Here is a 17,984-nt window from a genome sequence, read left to right as displayed (position 1 = left end):
GTAATTTTAGAATATAATGTTAGCTCCCAAATTGAACCTTTTTACAGTAGGGTAAGCACCTTGTGATGCCCAGCCTGTTCCTGCATAATTTGCTTCTCTATCATCGGGCATATTAGACCATAAAAACAAATTATTTCCATTTAAATAAAATCGGATGCTTTGAAGCCCAGACGTTTTTATCCAATTTGTTTTTCCGTCGAAAGTGTAAGCAATCTCAGCATTTTTCAAACGAAGGTAGGATCCGTCATACATATACCTGCTTCCGTTGTTATATTCACTAGCTGTAGCAAGCCAACGAGGCATTGGCTGATCTGCATTCGTGTTATCTTGTGACCAGTAGGATCCTTGATCATACACAACATGATTTTGGCCTGATAAACTTGTAAGAACAACTTGTCTGGTAACATTATTTACGCCATAAAACTGCACAAACGCACTGAAACCTTTCCAATTAATACCAATAGTATTATTATAAGTATTTTGTGGCGTTCCTGTATAGCCAAAAGGGATATTATCTTTAGAATCGATGACGCCGTCACCATTATAATCTAGGATATTATAATTACCTGGAAGTTTTGCCGCATCATTTGTACTATGAACTGTACTGGCATATAACTCATCCCAAGTATTGTAGTAACCTTGGCTTACATACGAATGAGCCTGACCAATAGAATATCCTTCGCTTTTTTGATAATTTGGCAGTAATTCAGGATTATCTGCGCTTATAATTTTATTTTTTGCATGAGTGAAATTAGTTGTCCACCATAAATTCAAACCATTTCCAAAAGTATGATTGAACTTTAATTCTAATTCATATCCTTTATTTTGAACTTGACCTAAATTTGCAACCGGTGCCACAGCACCATAATAAGAAGGGATTGCCCTGCTGCCACCAGCTAATAAAATATCAGTTCGGTCTTCTTTATAATAATCAAAAGTACCAGTGACAAATCCTTTAAAGAAAGAAAAATCAGCACCTATATCGCTTTTCTTTGCTTTCTCCCAGTGTACATCTTCATTACCTACAGTTGCTTGCTTATACCAAGTATAAGGACTTGCCTCTGCTCCTTCGCCAGTTGTTCCTAAAACCGAAGTACCGCCATATGCCCATTGAGATTGATAAAGAAATCTGCCATTAATATTATCATCACCAATCTCGCCATAAGTAGCTCTAATCTTTAATAAATCAAGGAACGATTCAGTACTCTTCATAAAATTTTCTTTGGAAATAATCCAGCTTAAACCTCCGGAAGAGAAAAATGCAAAACGATTTGCCTTGCCAAACTTTTCAGATCCATTGTAGGCTCCATTATATTCAATAAAATATTTATCGGCATAATTATATGTAGTACGGAATACCCAGTCCTCTCTATAATGAGGAATCTCGCTTCCCATTGCCTGCTGATCTCTGCTAAAAAGTCCCAAAGCGGTTACATGATGATCATCAGCAATATTTGTTTGATAATTTAACTGTAATTGATAAAAACGTTTACGGTAAGTATTCCAATCCCGCACGGACCCTCCGGTAGTGCTCCACTTTACGCCTTCCTGAAAATCAAACCTGTTATTAGAATCATAAGATTTTTTGAAAAGGACCACGCCGGTAACTGGATCTATATACTTTTCCTGCGCATCATTAAATAAATCACTTATACCTCTGTCTCCTTCTACAAAAGAGTTATCTAAGGCAAGCATTCCTTTAAAACTTAGCCCTTTTACCCATTTGTCAAAATTTTGTTCGAGTGTAAAATCCGTGTTAATCCTTGTTGTAGTCACATATTGAATACCGCTTCTCGCAAGATTCGCTACAGAATTTGATGCTTTTCCTTGATTTGGCGCATAATACCCCCATGAACCATCCGCATAATAAGGCAGGAAAACATCTGGAGCTGTTGAATATGCTGCATCCCACATAGTATATTCACCTCCAGAAGCACCCCAAGGGCTTTTCTTCACGCCACGGGAACCAGCAAGACCTACTTTAAACACTGTACTAGAGGTAACTTGAAAATCTAAATTGCTTCTAACATTCAGACGGTTAAAGCCATATCCAGGATCATACCCTCTATTATTATTATACTTTTTAAACATATCGCCTTCACTTAAAAAATCAGCTGCTGCGAAATATTTCACAGATTTAGTACCGCCGCTTACATTTAAACTTGCATTATAAGACATTGCATAGTCATTAAATAAAGCATTCTGCCAGTCTACATTAGGATAGCGTTCAGATTCTTCTACACTTGCTGGATATCTATACTTATTAATAATAGCCTGAGGAACGTAATCAGCCCAGCTTGATGGACTTAATGCCAGCTCGTTTTCGATGACACTGTTTTTAACCATTAACCCGTCATAAGAATCTAGCTTAGCAGGTAATTTAGATAGGGTTTTCATGGTCGTATTAAAAGTAGTCCTTATCAATGCCTTACCAGACTGTCCTCTTTTAGTAGTAATAAGTATTACTCCATTTGCACCTCTAACTCCATAAACAGCAGTCGCTGATGCATCTTTTAATACCGAAACAGATTCTACAGAAGTAATCTCAATACTATTTATTGGCCGCTCTACACCGTCAACCATAATAAGAGGCTGTGCATTATTCCATGTACTTGCACCACGTATAAATAGCTGAGGATCTTCCTCACCAGGCATACCTGAACTGGCCGATGTTATCAAACCTGGTACATTACCAGTCAATGCGGCACCAATACTTTGAACACCGCCGGCACGTTCCAGGACTTTTCCAGAGACCTGAGTAATTGCAGCTACTAAACTTGCTTTTTTCTGCTTTCCGTACCCTACTACAATAACCTCATCTAAGGATGTTTTCTCAGGTGTCAGTACCACATTGATCTCTGTGTTATTGTTAACTGGTCTTTCAACAGTTTTAAATCCAACAAAGCTGTATACCAAAACTGCATCAGACGGCACATTAATTGTATATCTTCCGTCGAAATCAGTGGAAACACTTGAATTTGTTGCGCCTTTTACCGAAACTGTAGTTCCTGGCACGCCTCTGCCGTCTTCTGACGATGTTACCTTTCCAGTAACTGTAATTTGCTGCTTAATGTTACTGTTTACAACATATCTTGAACCAGAGAAACCATTCTCTGCAGCCGATAATTGGGTGATAAACAAAAACTGAAACAAAACTCCTAAAGGCAGATACATAGCTCCGTTTAGAATTTTAGATAATTTTATTTTCATGTTATTTAAATATTTTGAACTTGATCTATACTTTATACTGTTATCAATACTGCTGATAAACAGATACAGACTTGATTAAATTTAATTTTATATTTTTCCAGCCGGAGTTGATAATACTTTTACTTTAATTCAGGCTGCTATTTATAATACCATATTCAAACCCTCACTGTTTAAGTAAAACCATTTGAATTCGCGGGTGATAAATTGTCTTGACAAAGTTGCCTAAAGCCATACTCCATTTGTTAAGTAAAAGATTCTTGAATGTTTTTTGTGCCTCATTGCTTTTATATTCCTCATAAGATTTAAGGATTAAGGGCCGTCTAAAAAAAACAGCTCTTAAAAAAGCTTTCCGAAAAAGTAAAATTTTGGTCATAATGGTTAATAAAATCTTGGTTAATTGTTTTGGTTATTTTTAATTTTTAATTCTTCAATACAATTTTTTCACTGTAGCACTTATTTAAAATTTAAACATTAGATTCTGTTTTTCATTTTAAAAAGATATTATTCTAATAAAATCAGCCTTTAGAAAGAATAAGAATATTCTTCAATACTTTTAGACTTATTATTTAACAATAAAATTATAGTATCAAAAAATAAAGCCTTAATTATTATCATATCAATAAAAAAATTACAGGATTCAAAAGTATTTGTTAAAAACAGATATCAGCTATCTCTACGTTACAGATACTTTACACTACGTTACATAAAGAATAAAAAATGTTCTGAGCAGATAGAAACAATGCCTTTTTTATAAAAAAGAGGGTTTAATGACAGTTTAAGGGCTATCAGATTTATGAAGATAATTTCAGTTCAGTTAAAAAAAATTATCTCAAAGCAACTTCTTTTTAACATAAGAACCTGCAGCAAATTTTAAAGAAGATGAAAATTCAAGCCTTTACCAAATGGTAATAAAATTTAATGTGTTATTTAAAATATTACCACAAAATCAAACAAAATATTGTTTCTTAATTGAAATGAATCTGCCAAGAAATAGCACTAAATGCAGTAGGCAGTTTTAGTTCTGTAAACTTATATTTTCAAAATGAATCACGTTTTGGCTTGTTTACTCGAAATGGAAAATAAGTTACAGCAATTAGGGTTAAAACAATTTGCGCTTTCCAACAAGTATTTAAATTAACTTGGCTTTCTGTTTTTTTTTCGCCCATAACTGGCGATCATTTTCAATTAATATTACCACATTGCAACATTGATAATTTTCAATTTTTTCTAAATAATTTCTCAAAAGAAAACTCAAAAAAACTCAAAATAATGGTATTGGATAATGGCCGATTCCATAAGGCTAAAAAATTAAGCCTTCCAGAAAATATTGTTTTGGTTTTTCTGCCAACATATAGCCCAGAACTAAATCCCGCCGAAAAATATGAGCAAAATACAAACGAGAGTTTTCTAATAAATTTTATAATTCATTTGGAAGACGTAGAAGATTTCATTACTAGTGCAGTTAAAAAAGAGGTAATGAATATCCGTGGTTGTGCCTATGTATTTTTAGATCGAATTGGATCTATAAAACAAACACACTTGGCATAAGTCACTGAAAGAGTAGTATTTCTGATAAAAAAAAAAAGAAAACCTTTACTTTTTTTTATATCTTTATTAGACAAAAGTAAACGAAGAAATGCTATGAGGCTAATAAAAATATTTCTAATTGAAGATGATGTTTTTTTTGGTGAAACCATAAAATACCATTTAACGTTAAATCCAGATTTTGAAGTCCATCTTTATTCTTCGGGAAAAGAGTGTTTAAGCCATTTATATCTCAAACCTGACATCCTTTGTTTAGACTTTAATCTACCTGATATTAAGGGGGATTTACTTTTAAAAAAGATAAAAGAAACCAATAATTCGATTCCTACAATCATCATCAGTGGACAGGAGGATATTGAAGTAGCTGTCGAATTCTTAAAATCGGGTGTCAAAGATTATATTGTAAAAAATAACCACACCAAAGACCTACTGTGGAACTCCATTATTAAAATAAGAGAAAATTTAAGTTTAGTTCATGAAGTAGAAGAACTTAAGGAAAAATTAGAACAGAAGTTTAGTTTTGAAAAAACAATTATTGGCCAAAGTGATGCTATTAAGAGTGTTTTCAATAAAATAAACAAATCGATCAATACTAATATAAATGTTTCCATAACTGGAGAAACTGGAACTGGCAAAGAGGTCGTTGCCAAAGCGATCCATTATAATTCCGATTTAAAAAACAAACCCTTCATAGCGGTAAATATGGCCGCGATTCCAAAAGAGCTAATGGAAAGTGAGTTCTTTGGACATGAAAAAGGAGCTTTTACGGGTGCTGATAATAAAAGCATCGGTAAATTTGAACAGGCAGACGGCGGAACTATTTTCTTAGACGAAATAGCCGAATTGGATTTAAATCTTCAAAGTAAATTACTTCGTGTTTTACAAGAAAGAGAAGTTATACGTTTAGGCGGTTCGACAAAAATAAAATTCAACGCTAGGCTGATCATTGCTACTCACAAAGATTTAGCTCAAGAGGTTAAAAATGGAAAATTTAGAGAAGATTTATATTATAGAATTATTGGATTACCTATTGAGCTGCCTCCTTTAAGAGAAAGAGGAAATGACATTTTATTACTGACAAAACATTTCATTGATCTCTTTGTAAAAGATAATAAAATGAAACCTATTATCTTATCAAAAGAAGCTAAAGATAAATTATTGAAATATCCTTTCCCTGGAAACATTCGAGAATTGAAGTCGGCTATAGATTTGGCATGCGTGATGTGTGAAGCAAATGAAATCTCTGCCGATGATTTTTCATTTAACAGCATTCATGACACCAATTTTTTTCTTTCGGAAGAGAAAACACTAAAAGAATATAACACTGAAATTATTTTACATTACCTCAATAAGAATAATAACGATGTATTAAAAACGGCCAAAAAACTTAACATTGGTAAATCAACCATTTACAATTTAATTCAGTCATTGGAAAGTAAAAAAATAAAATTATGAAAGTAACTACAGCTTTATACAAAGAGAATTCTCTTATTGAAGGAGAGAATAAAGAGGTTTTAAATTTTGATCAAGCACAATTAGTGCTTGGATTTGGATCACGAGATTTAATATCGAGTCCGATCTCATTTGAATTTATAAAAAATAAATTTCCAAATTCAGAAATACTTTTATGTTCCTCCTCTGGAGAAATTTATGACCAGCAGGTTATTGATAATACGATTTCAATAGTAGCTATGTCCTTTTCGAAAACTGCATTAAAAACATCGGAAGTTGATATTGATGACTACTCCTCCAGTTTTGAAGCAGGAATCTCATTAATTAATACATTCCCACAGGACGATTTAAAATTAGTATTTGTCCTTTCTGATGGTGGGAAAGTAAATGGCAGCGAACTGGTAAAAGGGATGAATCACGTCAAAAAAGAGTCCGTATTAATTACTGGAGGGTTGGCTGGCGATGGAGCCAAATTTGAAAAAACTTATGTCGGGTTAAATAAAATTCCCGAAACAGGGAAGATTATTGCAGTAGGCTTTTATGGAAAACAATTAGAAGTATCGCATGGTTCCATTGGCGGTTGGGAAAGTTTTGGATTAGAAAGAATTGTTACCAAAGCAACCGAAAATGTATTATTTGAAATCGATGGCAAAAATGCACTTGATTTATACAAAACATACTTGGGTAAATATGCGGATGAACTCCCGGGGTCAGCGTTATTATTTCCTTTATCCATAAAATTAGACGAAAGCGAAGATCCAATAGTACGAACAATTTTATCAATAGACGAGAAAAATCAATCCATGACTTTTGCAGGTGATATACCAACAGGAAGCAAAGTGCGCTTTATGAAAGCTAATTTTGATCGATTGATTGACGCCGCGAGCGATGCCGCTACTACCTGTTTAAAAATGAATAATACCAATCCAAAATTAGCCATTTTAATTAGTTGCGTGGGAAGAAAACTCATTCTAGGCAATAGAACTGAAGAAGAAATAGAAGCCGTTTCAGAAATATTTGGAGAACAGACAATGCTCACCGGTTTCTACTCTTATGGCGAAATTTCTCCTCTAAACCCCATGGCAAATTGCGAATTGCACAATCAAACGATGACTATTACTTGTTTAAACGAAAGAGATTAAATATGGATTATCACAAACATTTGCAAAAACAAATTAAAAGACATCTACCGCTTGAATTGGCTGATGCCCCTTCAATACAATTATTTATCCAGTCTATAAACGATTCCTACATAGCTTTTGAAAGAGATAAAGAATTGATGGATCATTCTTTTCAGGAAAGTGAGAAAGAATATCATGAAATCAATCTAAATTTAAAAAAGGAATATGCTTTAAAACAAGAATCCATTTCTAATTTATATGATAGTCTGGAAACTTTAGATGAAAATTATGCAGAGATAAACCCAGATGACGATGTTGATGATTTACTGTTTATTTCTAAGTATTTGAATAAGCAGATTGAAACTAAAAAAGCCATCGAAGATAGTCTGTCCAGAACAGTAGAATTACTAAAAACATTATTTGAAAATCTTCAATCCGGAATTTTGGTAGAAGATGAAAATCAAAACATTTTATTTTCAAATCAACTTTTTTGGGATCAAAAGAAAAAAGCTGTGACTCCCGAAGAAACAGAGGGAATCAATTTTTCGACACTATTTGAAGAAAATAAATTCTTATACAAAAAACCAGAAGCCTTTGTTTTAAGAGTTAAGGAACTTTTAAAAAATAAAAAAATCGTTACTAGAGAGTTAATAGAAACCATTGACAATCGATACTTAGAACGCGATTTTATTCCAATTTTTATAGACAAAGCACACAAAGGCCAATTATGGAAATATACAGATGTTACTGATCGAATACTAAGTCAGAAACTTCTTGAACAAAGCGAAGAACGAAGCCGACAGATTATGAATGCTTCCCTAAATGCTATAATTACAGTAGATGACATAGGTAAAATTACATTTTGGAACCAACAGGCTGAGACTATTTTTGGATGGAAAAAAGAAGAAATATTGGGAAAAGTATTTACAAAGTACATAGTCCCTCGCTATAATAAAGAAAATTATGACAATGGTATTAAGCAATATCTCACCAATGGTGAAGATCATTTTTTAAACAAACAAATAGAACTGGATGCGATTAATAAAAAAGGAATTATATTCCCCACTGAAGTCTCTATTATTCCAATTACTCAGAATGGAGAAACTTTTTTTTGCTCCTTTATTCAAGATATTTCAGAAAGAAAAAAAGCTGAATCTAACTTAAAATTTCAAGAAGAAAAGTATCGAAACATTATCGCTAATATGAATTTAGGTTTAATAGAAGTAGATAACAATGAGATTATACAATTCGTCAATCAGAGTTTTGCAGCCATGTCTGGATATGAAGTGAGTGAACTTTTGGGTAAAAAACCAACAGACGTTTTTATTTTTGGAGAAAATAAAGAAAAAATATCCTCGAAAATTATTTTACGCGAACAAGGCATATCTGATTTATATCAAGTTCCTATTAAAAACAAAAGAGGAGAACTAAAATGGTGGACAATTAGCGGCGGACCCAATTATGATGACAATGGAAACCTTATTGGTTCAGTGGGAATCCACTTGGATGTAACGGAACAAAAGCAATTAGAAATTGATCTTGAATCTGAAAAAATAAAAGCTCAGGAAGCATCCAAAGCCAAAGAAACGTTTCTAGCAAATATGAGTCATGAAATACGCACACCTCTTAATGCTATTATTGGTTTTTTACGGGAATTAGAAAAGCAGGAACTTACAGAACTTCAGAAAAAATATATCGAAAACAGCTCTATTGCATCCAAGCATTTGCTTTCCATAATCAATAACATATTAGATATTTCTAAAATTGAAGCTGGCGAAATGGTACTTGAAAAAGAAGATTTCATTTTAAAAAATTCAATCAAAAATGTAATTCAGATTCTCAAACCAAAAGCTCTAGAGAAAGGGCTAAAACTCAATTTTAAAATATCTGATCAAGTAAATACGGTATTGAAAGGAGATACCTTACGATTGGAACAAATACTTTACAACCTGATCGGAAATGCTTTGAAATTTACTTCAAAAGGCAAAATATCTGTTGGATGTGACGTCATTAAAGATAATAACACCTTTCAGGAATTATGCCTATCCATCTCCGACACAGGAATAGGCATGGACGATAGTTTTATCAAAAATATTTTTAGAAAATTTTCGCAAGAAGACAAAACCATTACTAGAAAATTTGGAGGAACGGGTTTAGGTATGGCCATAACCTATGAACTTATCCAATTGATGGATGCCAAAATAGCTATTGAAAGCAAAAAAAATGAAGGAACTACTATTCGCATTTATATCAACTTTATAAAAGGAAATCCTGAAAACATCTCAAATTTAAAACAGCAGGAGAAAAAGGCAGACCTTAACGGGCTTTCCATTTTATTAGTTGAAGACAATGAAATGAATCGAATGGTAGCACAAAATACACTTCAATATTATGATTGCACCGTCACTGAAGCTGAGAATGGAATGGAAGCAATTACCATATTAAAAAAACAAAATTTTGATATTATCTTAATGGATCTTCAAATGCCTGAAATGGATGGCTATGAAACTACCAAAATCATTAGAAGCGATTTTAAACTAACGACTCCTATTATTGCACTTACTGCAAATGCTTTTAAAGCAGAAATTGAAAAATGCAAAAATGCAGGAATGAATGATTATGTTACAAAACCTTTTGATGAAACCATTCTTTTAAATACCATTGCAAAATATACTGTACATAAACAAATTGTAAATCTTAATGAAAATGAATCTTTGAACAATGAAAAACTGTATAATCTTAACTCTTTAAATAATTTAAGCAGAGGGAATTCGGAATTTGTAATGAAAATGGTTCGTCTATTTATAAAGCAAACAATAAGCGAAATCGAAAATATCACAAACGCATTAACGGTTGATGATTTTCCCGAAGTAAGTAGATTGATTCATAAAATAAGACCAAGCGTAGAAAGTTTAGGTATTACATCCATCTTGGAAGAGATCAAATTACTTGAAAAAATAGCTAAAGAAACTACTGACAAAGAACAAATTACCTCCCTTTTTTCAATTATAAAACCTACATTACTGCAAGTTATTACCCTCCTTCGGGAAAATGAACTAAACAAATAACCCTTATTTTTTTATCATTATTGGAATTATTTTCCGGAATTTGGAAAAAAAAACATAACTCAAAAACCCTAACCCTTTTGTTTTAATGGCGTTAGGGTTTTTGGCTTGATATTGGCATAGCTGTTATCAAAACAATACTATGTCATGGAAAATTCAAGCCAATTCAAATTCTTTATCGTAGATGACGATATATTTTGTGCCAATATGTACGAGCAATACTTATTGAACTTAAACTATACTGATATTACTTATTACAATAATGGAAATGATTGCTTAAACAATCTTGATCAAAACCCAGATATTATTTTCTTAGATCATAATATGGAAGATATTACTGGTTTTGAAGTATTGAAAAAAATAAAAAGGCAAAATCCTAATATCTATGTTGTCATGATTTCTGGTCAGGAAAACATCAAAACAGTCGTTGATGCTTTAAGATATGGTGCTTTTGATTATATCATAAAAGATAGTATTGTTAGTGAAAGAATGAATTTGATTATCACTAAAATCATTAAGGTAAAAGAAGAGCTTAAAAAATCGAATCCTACTATCATAAAGCGATTTTTGTTCATTTTCTAGAATTCTTTTCAAATATCACCACCAATTAAAACTTTTATAAAAATAGTGTTGCTATGTCTAATTTTTACATCTCATAAAACAAAAAAACTTATTAGTTAACAAGAAACCTGCAATTGATCAATCTGCTTTTGAATACGATTCAGCCTATTAATATAAATTAGGGAAACTAATGGTTTGGGGATCAATGAGCCATCATCCTATTATTTCTGAACAATATTTGAAATTCGCTTCTGTTGCATCTAAATTAAAAAACAGTTTAACCTGATTAGTGAAAAAATTCTTTTGTGAATGGTCTCCCAGCTTAAATAAAACTATTGAAAAGACCAATCATATTTGGTGTATGAATAAAGGTGTTCCAAGTGTTTTAAAATGAAAATTTTTCTGTTTTCCATCAGTAGCTTCAGAAGATTTTTATATCGATGCTATTCCAAAAAAGGAAAACTTCCATATTATAAGCGTTGGTCGTTTTGTGACCTTAAAAGGATTTGATTTAGCACTACACTCCTTATCTGCATTTATTAATTCACTTACGATATCTGAAAAAAAATTATAATTCAAAACAACATTCAAGCCTATGTGGAAATTATTGAATGGATTGACTGATCTGAATTAATGAAATTATATTAAAAATCGGCTGTTTTTCTATTCCTATCCCATAAAGGAGCTGGAATGGTTGCCATCGAAGCATTGTTTTTGGATTACCAATAATTTGTCTAGACAACGAAGAGCCTGGACAATACATTGACAGTAACTGCGGATTTGCAATTCCTAAATCAGGTTATCTGGAAACCGTCATCGTTTTAAAAAAAGTAATTCAAAAATTATATTCGAATCAAGATCTATTACATCAAATGAGTGTAGCAATGTCCGAAAAAAACACAAAGAACGATTTACTTGGAATAATCGAGGGGAACATTTAAAAACCATTTATAATCAATTATAGTCATGAGAATCATAGCCATCCATTTATTGAACGATTATAGCGGAAGCCCAAAAGTATTAATGCAATTACTAAAAGGCTGGTCAAAAAAAAGTATAGAAACGCATCTGTATACTTGTAGCGGGAAAGAAGAATTTTTATCTAATGCTGATCAAGTAAAAAACCATTTCTACTGGTATCGTTTAGCAAAAAATCCTTATTTAACGCTTTTGTTTTTAATAACGAGCCAATTTTTACTGGCTGTACAATTACTAATAAAATTACAAAAAAAAGACATTGTCTATATTAACACTGTTCTCCCTTTTGGTGCTGCAATTGCAGGTAAAATAAGAGGCTGCAAAGTTATGTATCACATTCATGAAACTACAATGAAATCAAAAAAATTAAAACTATTCCTTTTTAGAATTGTAAAAATAACAGCTTCAGAAGTAGTTTATGTTTCAAATTTTTCAGTAAATCAAGAACCTTTTAATGTGAAAAAAAATATAATCCATAATGTCCTCGAAAGTAGCTTTATAAAACAGTCCCGTTTGAATTTTAATCCTGAAAAACAATCCAAAATAGTGTTAATGATTTGTTCATTAAAAGCCCACAAAGGCGTAAATGAATTTCTAAAATTAGCGCAAATAAATTCAAGATTTACTTTTAAATTAGTTGTAAATGCCTCCCAAAATGAAATTAACGCTTATTTTGAAAAAGAAAGTATCCCGAGTAATTTAATCATATATCCTACTCAAAAAGACACCCATCCCTTTTATAAGGAAGCGACTGTGGTTTTTAATCTGTCCGATACGAATTTATGGGCAGAAACTTTTGGACTAACCATTCTTGAAGCAATGACGTATGGATTACCTAAGATTGTTCCGCCGATAGGAGGTGTTATCGAACTCGTTGAAGAAGGTAAAAATGGTTACCTAATAGACAGTAAGAATATAGCTCTCATTTCAAAAAGACTAAATGTGCAGTTGCTAAATTCTACTTTATATTCTCAAGTCAATGAAAATGCATTAGCTTACAGCAAGTATTTTTGTGAAGACTATTTTGAAAATGAGTCAATCCGAATTCTTTCCAATTAATTCATCTTATTCCAAAATATGGAAATTGTATAAGCATGCCAATTAGACAAACTCCTAATTTTATTGGGTTTACAGAAAACAGCATGATTATTGAACTATAGATATCAAATAAAACTAAAATGAAAAAAGATAAGATAGCCATCATTGGCACAGTAGGATTACCAGCAAAATACCGTTGTTTTGAAACCCTCGCAGATCACTTAGTGACCCAATTATCTAATAAATATGATTTCACGGTTTATTGCTCTCAAAAAAAATATAAAGAAGCTAAGTTGAAATTCATACCATTAGAAGCAAATGGGATACAAAGCATTCCTTACGATACGATTTCAATTCTTCCTGCCGTATTTACTTCGGATACATTGCTCATTTTGGGGGTGGCATGGGCTTGGATATTGCCTTTTGTCCGACTATTTTCCAACAAAAAAATCATTATATCTATTGATGGCGTCGAATGGTATACTTTTCAACCTCCAAAAAATTAATCCAACTTAAATACGTTTTCAGGAAAACAGCAGAACACTTTAAAAAATAAAATGAAGGCCGTTCCCAATCGAAGATATACTTGGAAAATGATTGCAAAACAATATGACTTATTGGTAACTGCCATTTTTATTTTTTGATTTTTATTGATGGTGAAAAAACTCCAAGAACGGAAAAAGACTTTTAAAAAAACTGAACAGAAATAATTCCAAAAAACAAATCCTAAATGTTAAGATCCGCCGAAGGCTTTACCACCCTTCGGCTTCTTTTTGAATTTTCTTGGTCAAACTATTAAAGCAAAAATTTAAACAGTAGCTCGTTCCAAAAATAAAGTCACCTGATTATCTGTATTTTATACCAATTTTTAGACTACAGTAAGGACAACAAAACCTTCAGCACATCATCAAAGACCTGTTTTGGAGTTCCGGCAGAACGGGCCAAAACTCTTATCCCCGAATAATTATTAAATATAAAACGGGCTAATAATCTTGGATCTGATGATCGTGAAATTTGATTTAATTCCTGCCCTCTTTTTATCGCGAGAAAAAAAACTTCTTCCATCTTTTGTCTGTTGTCATTAACTACTTTTCCTATTTCAGTATCATGCAGTGCCAATTCAACAGTGCTATTGACCATAAAACAGCCTTTTGTAATTTTATCTTCAAAGCTTTCAATGATTGCCTGCGCAAAAATTTCCTTAATGGTCTCTTTGATGTTTTCAGATTTCTGCAAAACACTGCTTACATCGTCATATGATTTTTTTTGATAACGCTGTAAAGCTTTAATAAATAAGGAATGCTTATCCCCAAATGTATCATAAAGACTGGATCTGCTCAGACCTAAATAAGTTACTAAATCCTGAGCAGATGTTCCGTTGTATCCTTTACTCCAAAAAATCTCTATTGCTTTATCCAAAGCATCTTCTTCGTTAAAAACTTTTAATCTTGCCATAAACATAATTATTAGAGATTTACAAAGATACCAAACCGGAACGCTCATTCCTAAATTAAAGCAAAAAATTAAACGACTGCATTTACAGTAAGTCCGCCATCAACAACAATTTCGGTTCCTGTAATAAAAGAAGAATCATCCGAAGCCAAAAAACTCACTGCTTTGGCAATTTCTGAAGGCTGACCAAAACGTTTTAAAAGAATTTTATCACCCAAAACTGAACCGAAACCTTCAACTTCTTCTTTGCTCAATCCCAATTTTCCATAAAGCGGTGTTGCAACCGGGCCAGGAGAAACAGCATTTACTCTAATATTTCTAGGTGCAAGTTCGGCGGCAAATACTCTGTTGAAAGATAAAACAGCCCCTTTGCTGGCAGCATAAACACTAGAATTTAGCATACCGACATTGGCATTAATCGAAGTATTAAAAATTATTGACGCACCATCATTTAAAATCGGAAGTAATTTTTGCACGGTAAAATATACTCCTTTTACATTCACATTCATAATGCTGTCATAATGTTCCTCGGATGCAGATTCTACTGGAGCGAATGAAGCTGTTCCTGCATTCAGAAAAAGAATATCCAACTTACCAAATTTAGATTTTACTTCACTTACCAGATTATCGATTGATTTCAAGTCAGCCTGATCGGCAGCAATTCCTGTTACGTTCAATTCATTTTCAGCTTTTAGCAGTGCTTCTTTATTTCTGCCTGTGATAATTACTTTGGCTCCCTGAGCAACTAATTCTGCTGCTGCAGCATATCCAATTCCACTGTTTCCTCCTGTTACTAGAGCTGTTTTGTTAACTAATTTTTTCATGATTATAATTTTTTAAATGTTTTATGGGGCAAAGTTACAATAACGGAACGATCGTTCCGTTATTTATACTGTTAAATTTATGTTAATTACACATTCTTAAAAATCAATAGGTTTCAAACTGATCTAATTTTTTTTCATTACAAACTCAATTCGTATTATAAAGAATCTAAAGTAGAATCTTTTCAAGAGCAGTAATCGATTGAATTAATTCAGCTGCATTGTGAGTCTTTTGAAATATTAATCAAACAATTTTGTATTTATGGGGCATAAAAAAAGCTAAATCGAAAGATTTAGCTTTTTATTTAAAGTTGTGCATTTCTATTTGGAATCCAGCTTATTTTACATCAAGCCACTGATACGCTGATATAAACTAAAGTCACTTCAACTAAAATACACCTACATCATAGTATTAATACGAATGCTTGCCTTTATAAGCGCCAATGCAGATATTTTTGAAACATGTATATCTTTAGGCTGATGGTGGGAATTCTGACTTACTAATTTTACAAAGTCCTGTCCCAGTTCTGATTTCTGAACATATTTTACTGTGATATATTCCTCCCAATCATTTAACTTAACACTCAAAAGATACATTTCTCCAAAAAAGATATTCTCAAATTCGGTTTCTTTATACAGAATTATATCTCCGGACTTTAACAATGGATACATACTATCTCCTGTTACAGAAATTGCTCCGTCACATTTTGGCAGATTCGGAATTTTTATAGTATCCAGCACTCTTTGAGGTTTACCGCTGCTAAACAGCTCTCGTAATCCCGCTACAGCTTCCAAATCATACAATGGTATCTCCTGATTCATATGAACTGAGTCAATCGTTTTTCTGTCGTTATTCATTACTATAATATTAGTATTTTCTTTAATCATTGATCCATTGCCGGTTAACAGCCACTCTGAGTTTATCTCCGGATATTGATGTAATATTTTACACGCCTTGTCCGTCCCCATATTACTGCTGTTATCTAAAAACTTATTAGAAAATCCCATGTCATTACAGAACTTATATTTCGTTATCCCTTTATAATCAAGGTATTCTCTCATTCTTTCTGTTGAGCCCATAAAAAGATGTATTTTTTTACGTTAAATATTTGTTTTCATGTATTATTTTACATTATATTTGCAAAGTAAAGAAAAATAACTATCAAAAACAAATACAATTAACAGCATGCTAAAATATTTACCCGAAAGAAAATCAAATCAAATAACTGACTAACAACACAAAGCAAACTTTTTAAGAGTAAAAAACCAAACACAATCAAAAAACACAACGCAGGAATAAAACTACGAGTTAGCCGTAGTGAATCAAAATAGAAGTTTTAACATCAAATTCGCCAATAACTTTAATCATTATAAAATGCAAACAATTGAAATCAAAGAAAAAATCCAGAAGTTAGAAAACTGGCTGATTGAAAACCCAAATAGTCTGGAAAGAAATTTATTCGAAGCTGACATCAAAAAATTAAGAACCATTTTAGAAAAAAATCATGAGTAAAAAACAAATCGAAGAACGCATCGCTTTATTATATCTGGCACTTCAATACTGCTCAGAACGTACAAAGACTTTTACTGCCGGAGAAAGAATCTGCATTAATCAGGAACGTTTTCAATGGATGCATATTCTGGATGATGAAACGGCTTCTCCCCGTCCAGTTCCTAAAAGTATCGAGAACAAATTAAAAGAGGTTTCGAAACTTGCAGTACAGCATAATTTCAAACCTTATTATGATGATCCATTTAAAAACGAAACAGAAATTTTATTACAAAACTAAAAAACCATTAATTATGAACAATTCATTATCAAACACAATCGGCCAATCGATGGACTTATCTCAATTCTCTGCACAACAATTAAAAGAAGCTTTAAACAGAATCGAGAACAAAAAAAATGAAGAAAGAGATGCTTACAAAAAACTGGTAGCCGAAACGATTCCGAAAGCTCTTTCCAGATTACACAAAACTTCTGAAATGATGAGAAATGTAAAAACAGAAACATTTCAGCTGTTTGAAACTATTCTGGATTTAAAAAATCAGGTTTATGGTTTTAAAGAAAAACAAATGTCGCATACTTTCTCTAACGATAAGGAAGAAATCACTATTGGGTACCGCATCAACGAAGGCTGGGATGATACAGTTACAATTGGTATTGAGAAAGTGCAGAATTTCATTTCATCACTTTCTACAAGTAAAGAAACCGCATCACTGGTAAAAATTGTTTTTAACCTTTTAAAAAAAGATGCCAAGGGTAATTTAAAAGGTTCCAGAGTTTTGGAACTTCAAAAATTGACTAAAGAATTCAATAATGAAGAATTTACCGATGGAGTTGAAATTATAGCTTCCTCCTTTAAACCTGTGCGTTCAAGCTGGTTTATAGAGGCAAGCACAATTGATGAAAATGGCATTAGAACCAGTATTCCGCTGTCTATGTCATCAGTAGATTTTTTACACGGATACGCTTTTAATTTCTTTAACCAGCAAAACGAACACATCAATGCAGCCTAACAACGATATTAACACATCAGTACTTTTAGCCATTTTACTCATTGCAACCAACTTAAAGCCAATATTACTATTCCGAGAATGGTTTTGTTTTAGAGTTAAAACAATCTTTAAACAATACTGCAATGAGCGTAAAAATAAAATCAATACAGATTCATAAAGCTATGAAATAAAGAAACTTACAATTTAATAATAGTCTCAGTGACAGGATTTACAAAATAATT

14 protein-coding genes are annotated in these 17,984 nt (G+C 32.3%); 10 read left to right on the top strand and 4 right to left on the bottom strand.

Going from position 1 to position 17,984, the window contains the following annotated elements; genetic code table 11:
• Positions 1 to 6: 6 nt before the first annotated feature.
• Entirely contained in the window at positions 7 to 3,210 is a 3,204-nt protein-coding gene (locus AC1DVP_RS01635) for a SusC/RagA family TonB-linked outer membrane protein (RefSeq protein WP_477181814.1), read from the bottom strand.
• Positions 3,211 to 4,302: 1,092 nt separating this feature from the next.
• Here AC1DVP_RS01635 and AC1DVP_RS01630 point away from each other — a divergent pair.
• The 7 genes from AC1DVP_RS01630 to AC1DVP_RS01600 all read left to right on the top strand — a co-directional run bounded on the left by AC1DVP_RS01630 (position 4,303) and on the right by AC1DVP_RS01600 (position 13,476).
• Entirely contained in the window at positions 4,303 to 4,758 is a 456-nt protein-coding gene (locus AC1DVP_RS01630; protein ID WP_477181866.1) for a transposase, read from the top strand.
• A gap of 93 nt (positions 4,759 to 4,851) precedes the next feature.
• A complete protein-coding gene (locus AC1DVP_RS01625; RefSeq protein WP_477181813.1) occupies positions 4,852 to 6,210 on the top strand; it encodes a sigma-54-dependent transcriptional regulator in 1,359 nt (452 codons plus the stop codon).
• A complete protein-coding gene (locus tag AC1DVP_RS01620) occupies positions 6,207 to 7,349 on the top strand; it encodes an FIST signal transduction protein (RefSeq protein WP_477181812.1) in 1,143 nt (380 codons plus the stop codon). The genes AC1DVP_RS01625 and AC1DVP_RS01620 overlap by 4 nt, the downstream gene beginning before the upstream one ends.
• 2 nt (positions 7,350 to 7,351) lie before the next feature.
• Positions 7,352 to 10,396, top strand: coding sequence for a PAS domain S-box protein (locus AC1DVP_RS01615; RefSeq protein WP_477181811.1), 3,045 nt, complete (start codon positions 7,352 to 7,354; stop codon positions 10,394 to 10,396).
• A 144-nt stretch (positions 10,397 to 10,540) separates the two neighbouring features.
• Positions 10,541 to 10,975 (top strand): response regulator, encoded by a 435-nt coding sequence (locus AC1DVP_RS01610; protein ID WP_477181810.1) that lies wholly within the window; start codon positions 10,541 to 10,543, stop codon positions 10,973 to 10,975.
• Positions 10,976 to 11,920: 945 nt separating this feature from the next.
• Positions 11,921 to 12,991, top strand: a complete 1,071-nt coding sequence (locus AC1DVP_RS01605; protein WP_477181809.1) for a glycosyltransferase family 4 protein — start codon at positions 11,921 to 11,923, stop codon at positions 12,989 to 12,991.
• A gap of 119 nt (positions 12,992 to 13,110) precedes the next feature.
• Positions 13,111 to 13,476 (top strand): DUF1972 domain-containing protein, encoded by a 366-nt coding sequence (locus tag AC1DVP_RS01600; RefSeq protein WP_477181808.1) that lies wholly within the window; start codon positions 13,111 to 13,113, stop codon positions 13,474 to 13,476.
• A 367-nt stretch (positions 13,477 to 13,843) separates the two neighbouring features.
• Here the strand turns inward: AC1DVP_RS01600 and AC1DVP_RS01595 are convergent, their stop codons facing one another.
• The 3 genes from AC1DVP_RS01595 to AC1DVP_RS01585 all read right to left on the bottom strand — a co-directional run bounded on the left by AC1DVP_RS01595 (position 13,844) and on the right by AC1DVP_RS01585 (position 16,323).
• The gene (locus AC1DVP_RS01595) at positions 13,844 to 14,425 is read right to left on the bottom strand and encodes a TetR/AcrR family transcriptional regulator (protein WP_477181807.1); all 582 of its coding nucleotides are present in this window, start codon (positions 14,423 to 14,425) and stop codon (positions 13,844 to 13,846) included.
• A gap of 68 nt (positions 14,426 to 14,493) precedes the next feature.
• Positions 14,494 to 15,246, bottom strand: a complete 753-nt coding sequence (locus tag AC1DVP_RS01590) for an SDR family oxidoreductase (RefSeq protein WP_477181806.1) — start codon at positions 15,244 to 15,246, stop codon at positions 14,494 to 14,496.
• A gap of 396 nt (positions 15,247 to 15,642) precedes the next feature.
• Complete coding sequence (locus AC1DVP_RS01585; protein WP_477181805.1) at positions 15,643 to 16,323, bottom strand: S24 family peptidase; 681 nt, start codon at positions 16,321 to 16,323, stop codon at positions 15,643 to 15,645.
• Positions 16,324 to 16,618: 295 nt separating this feature from the next.
• On the opposite strand from AC1DVP_RS01585, the gene AC1DVP_RS01580 reads away from it, so the two are divergent.
• From AC1DVP_RS01580 to AC1DVP_RS01570, 3 genes are read left to right on the top strand one after another with little or no spacing between them, the layout of a single operon-like run.
• On the top strand, positions 16,619 to 16,756 hold the full coding sequence (locus AC1DVP_RS01580) for a hypothetical protein (protein WP_477181804.1): 138 nt from the start codon (positions 16,619 to 16,621) through the stop codon (positions 16,754 to 16,756).
• Positions 16,749 to 17,033, top strand: coding sequence for a hypothetical protein (locus AC1DVP_RS01575; RefSeq protein ID WP_477181803.1), 285 nt, complete (start codon positions 16,749 to 16,751; stop codon positions 17,031 to 17,033). The genes AC1DVP_RS01580 and AC1DVP_RS01575 overlap by 8 nt, the downstream gene beginning before the upstream one ends.
• Positions 17,034 to 17,046: 13 nt before the next feature.
• Positions 17,047 to 17,763: a DUF3164 family protein gene (locus tag AC1DVP_RS01570; RefSeq protein WP_477181802.1), complete on the top strand. Its 717-nt coding sequence runs from the start codon at positions 17,047 to 17,049 to the stop codon at positions 17,761 to 17,763.
• The last annotated feature ends 221 nt before the right edge of the window (positions 17,764 to 17,984 follow it).

This window comes from Flavobacterium sp. P3_A6 (assembly GCF_056403035.1).
The sequence above is the reverse complement of the archived record's forward strand: the minus strand, read 5'-3'. Positions and strand labels throughout refer to the sequence as shown.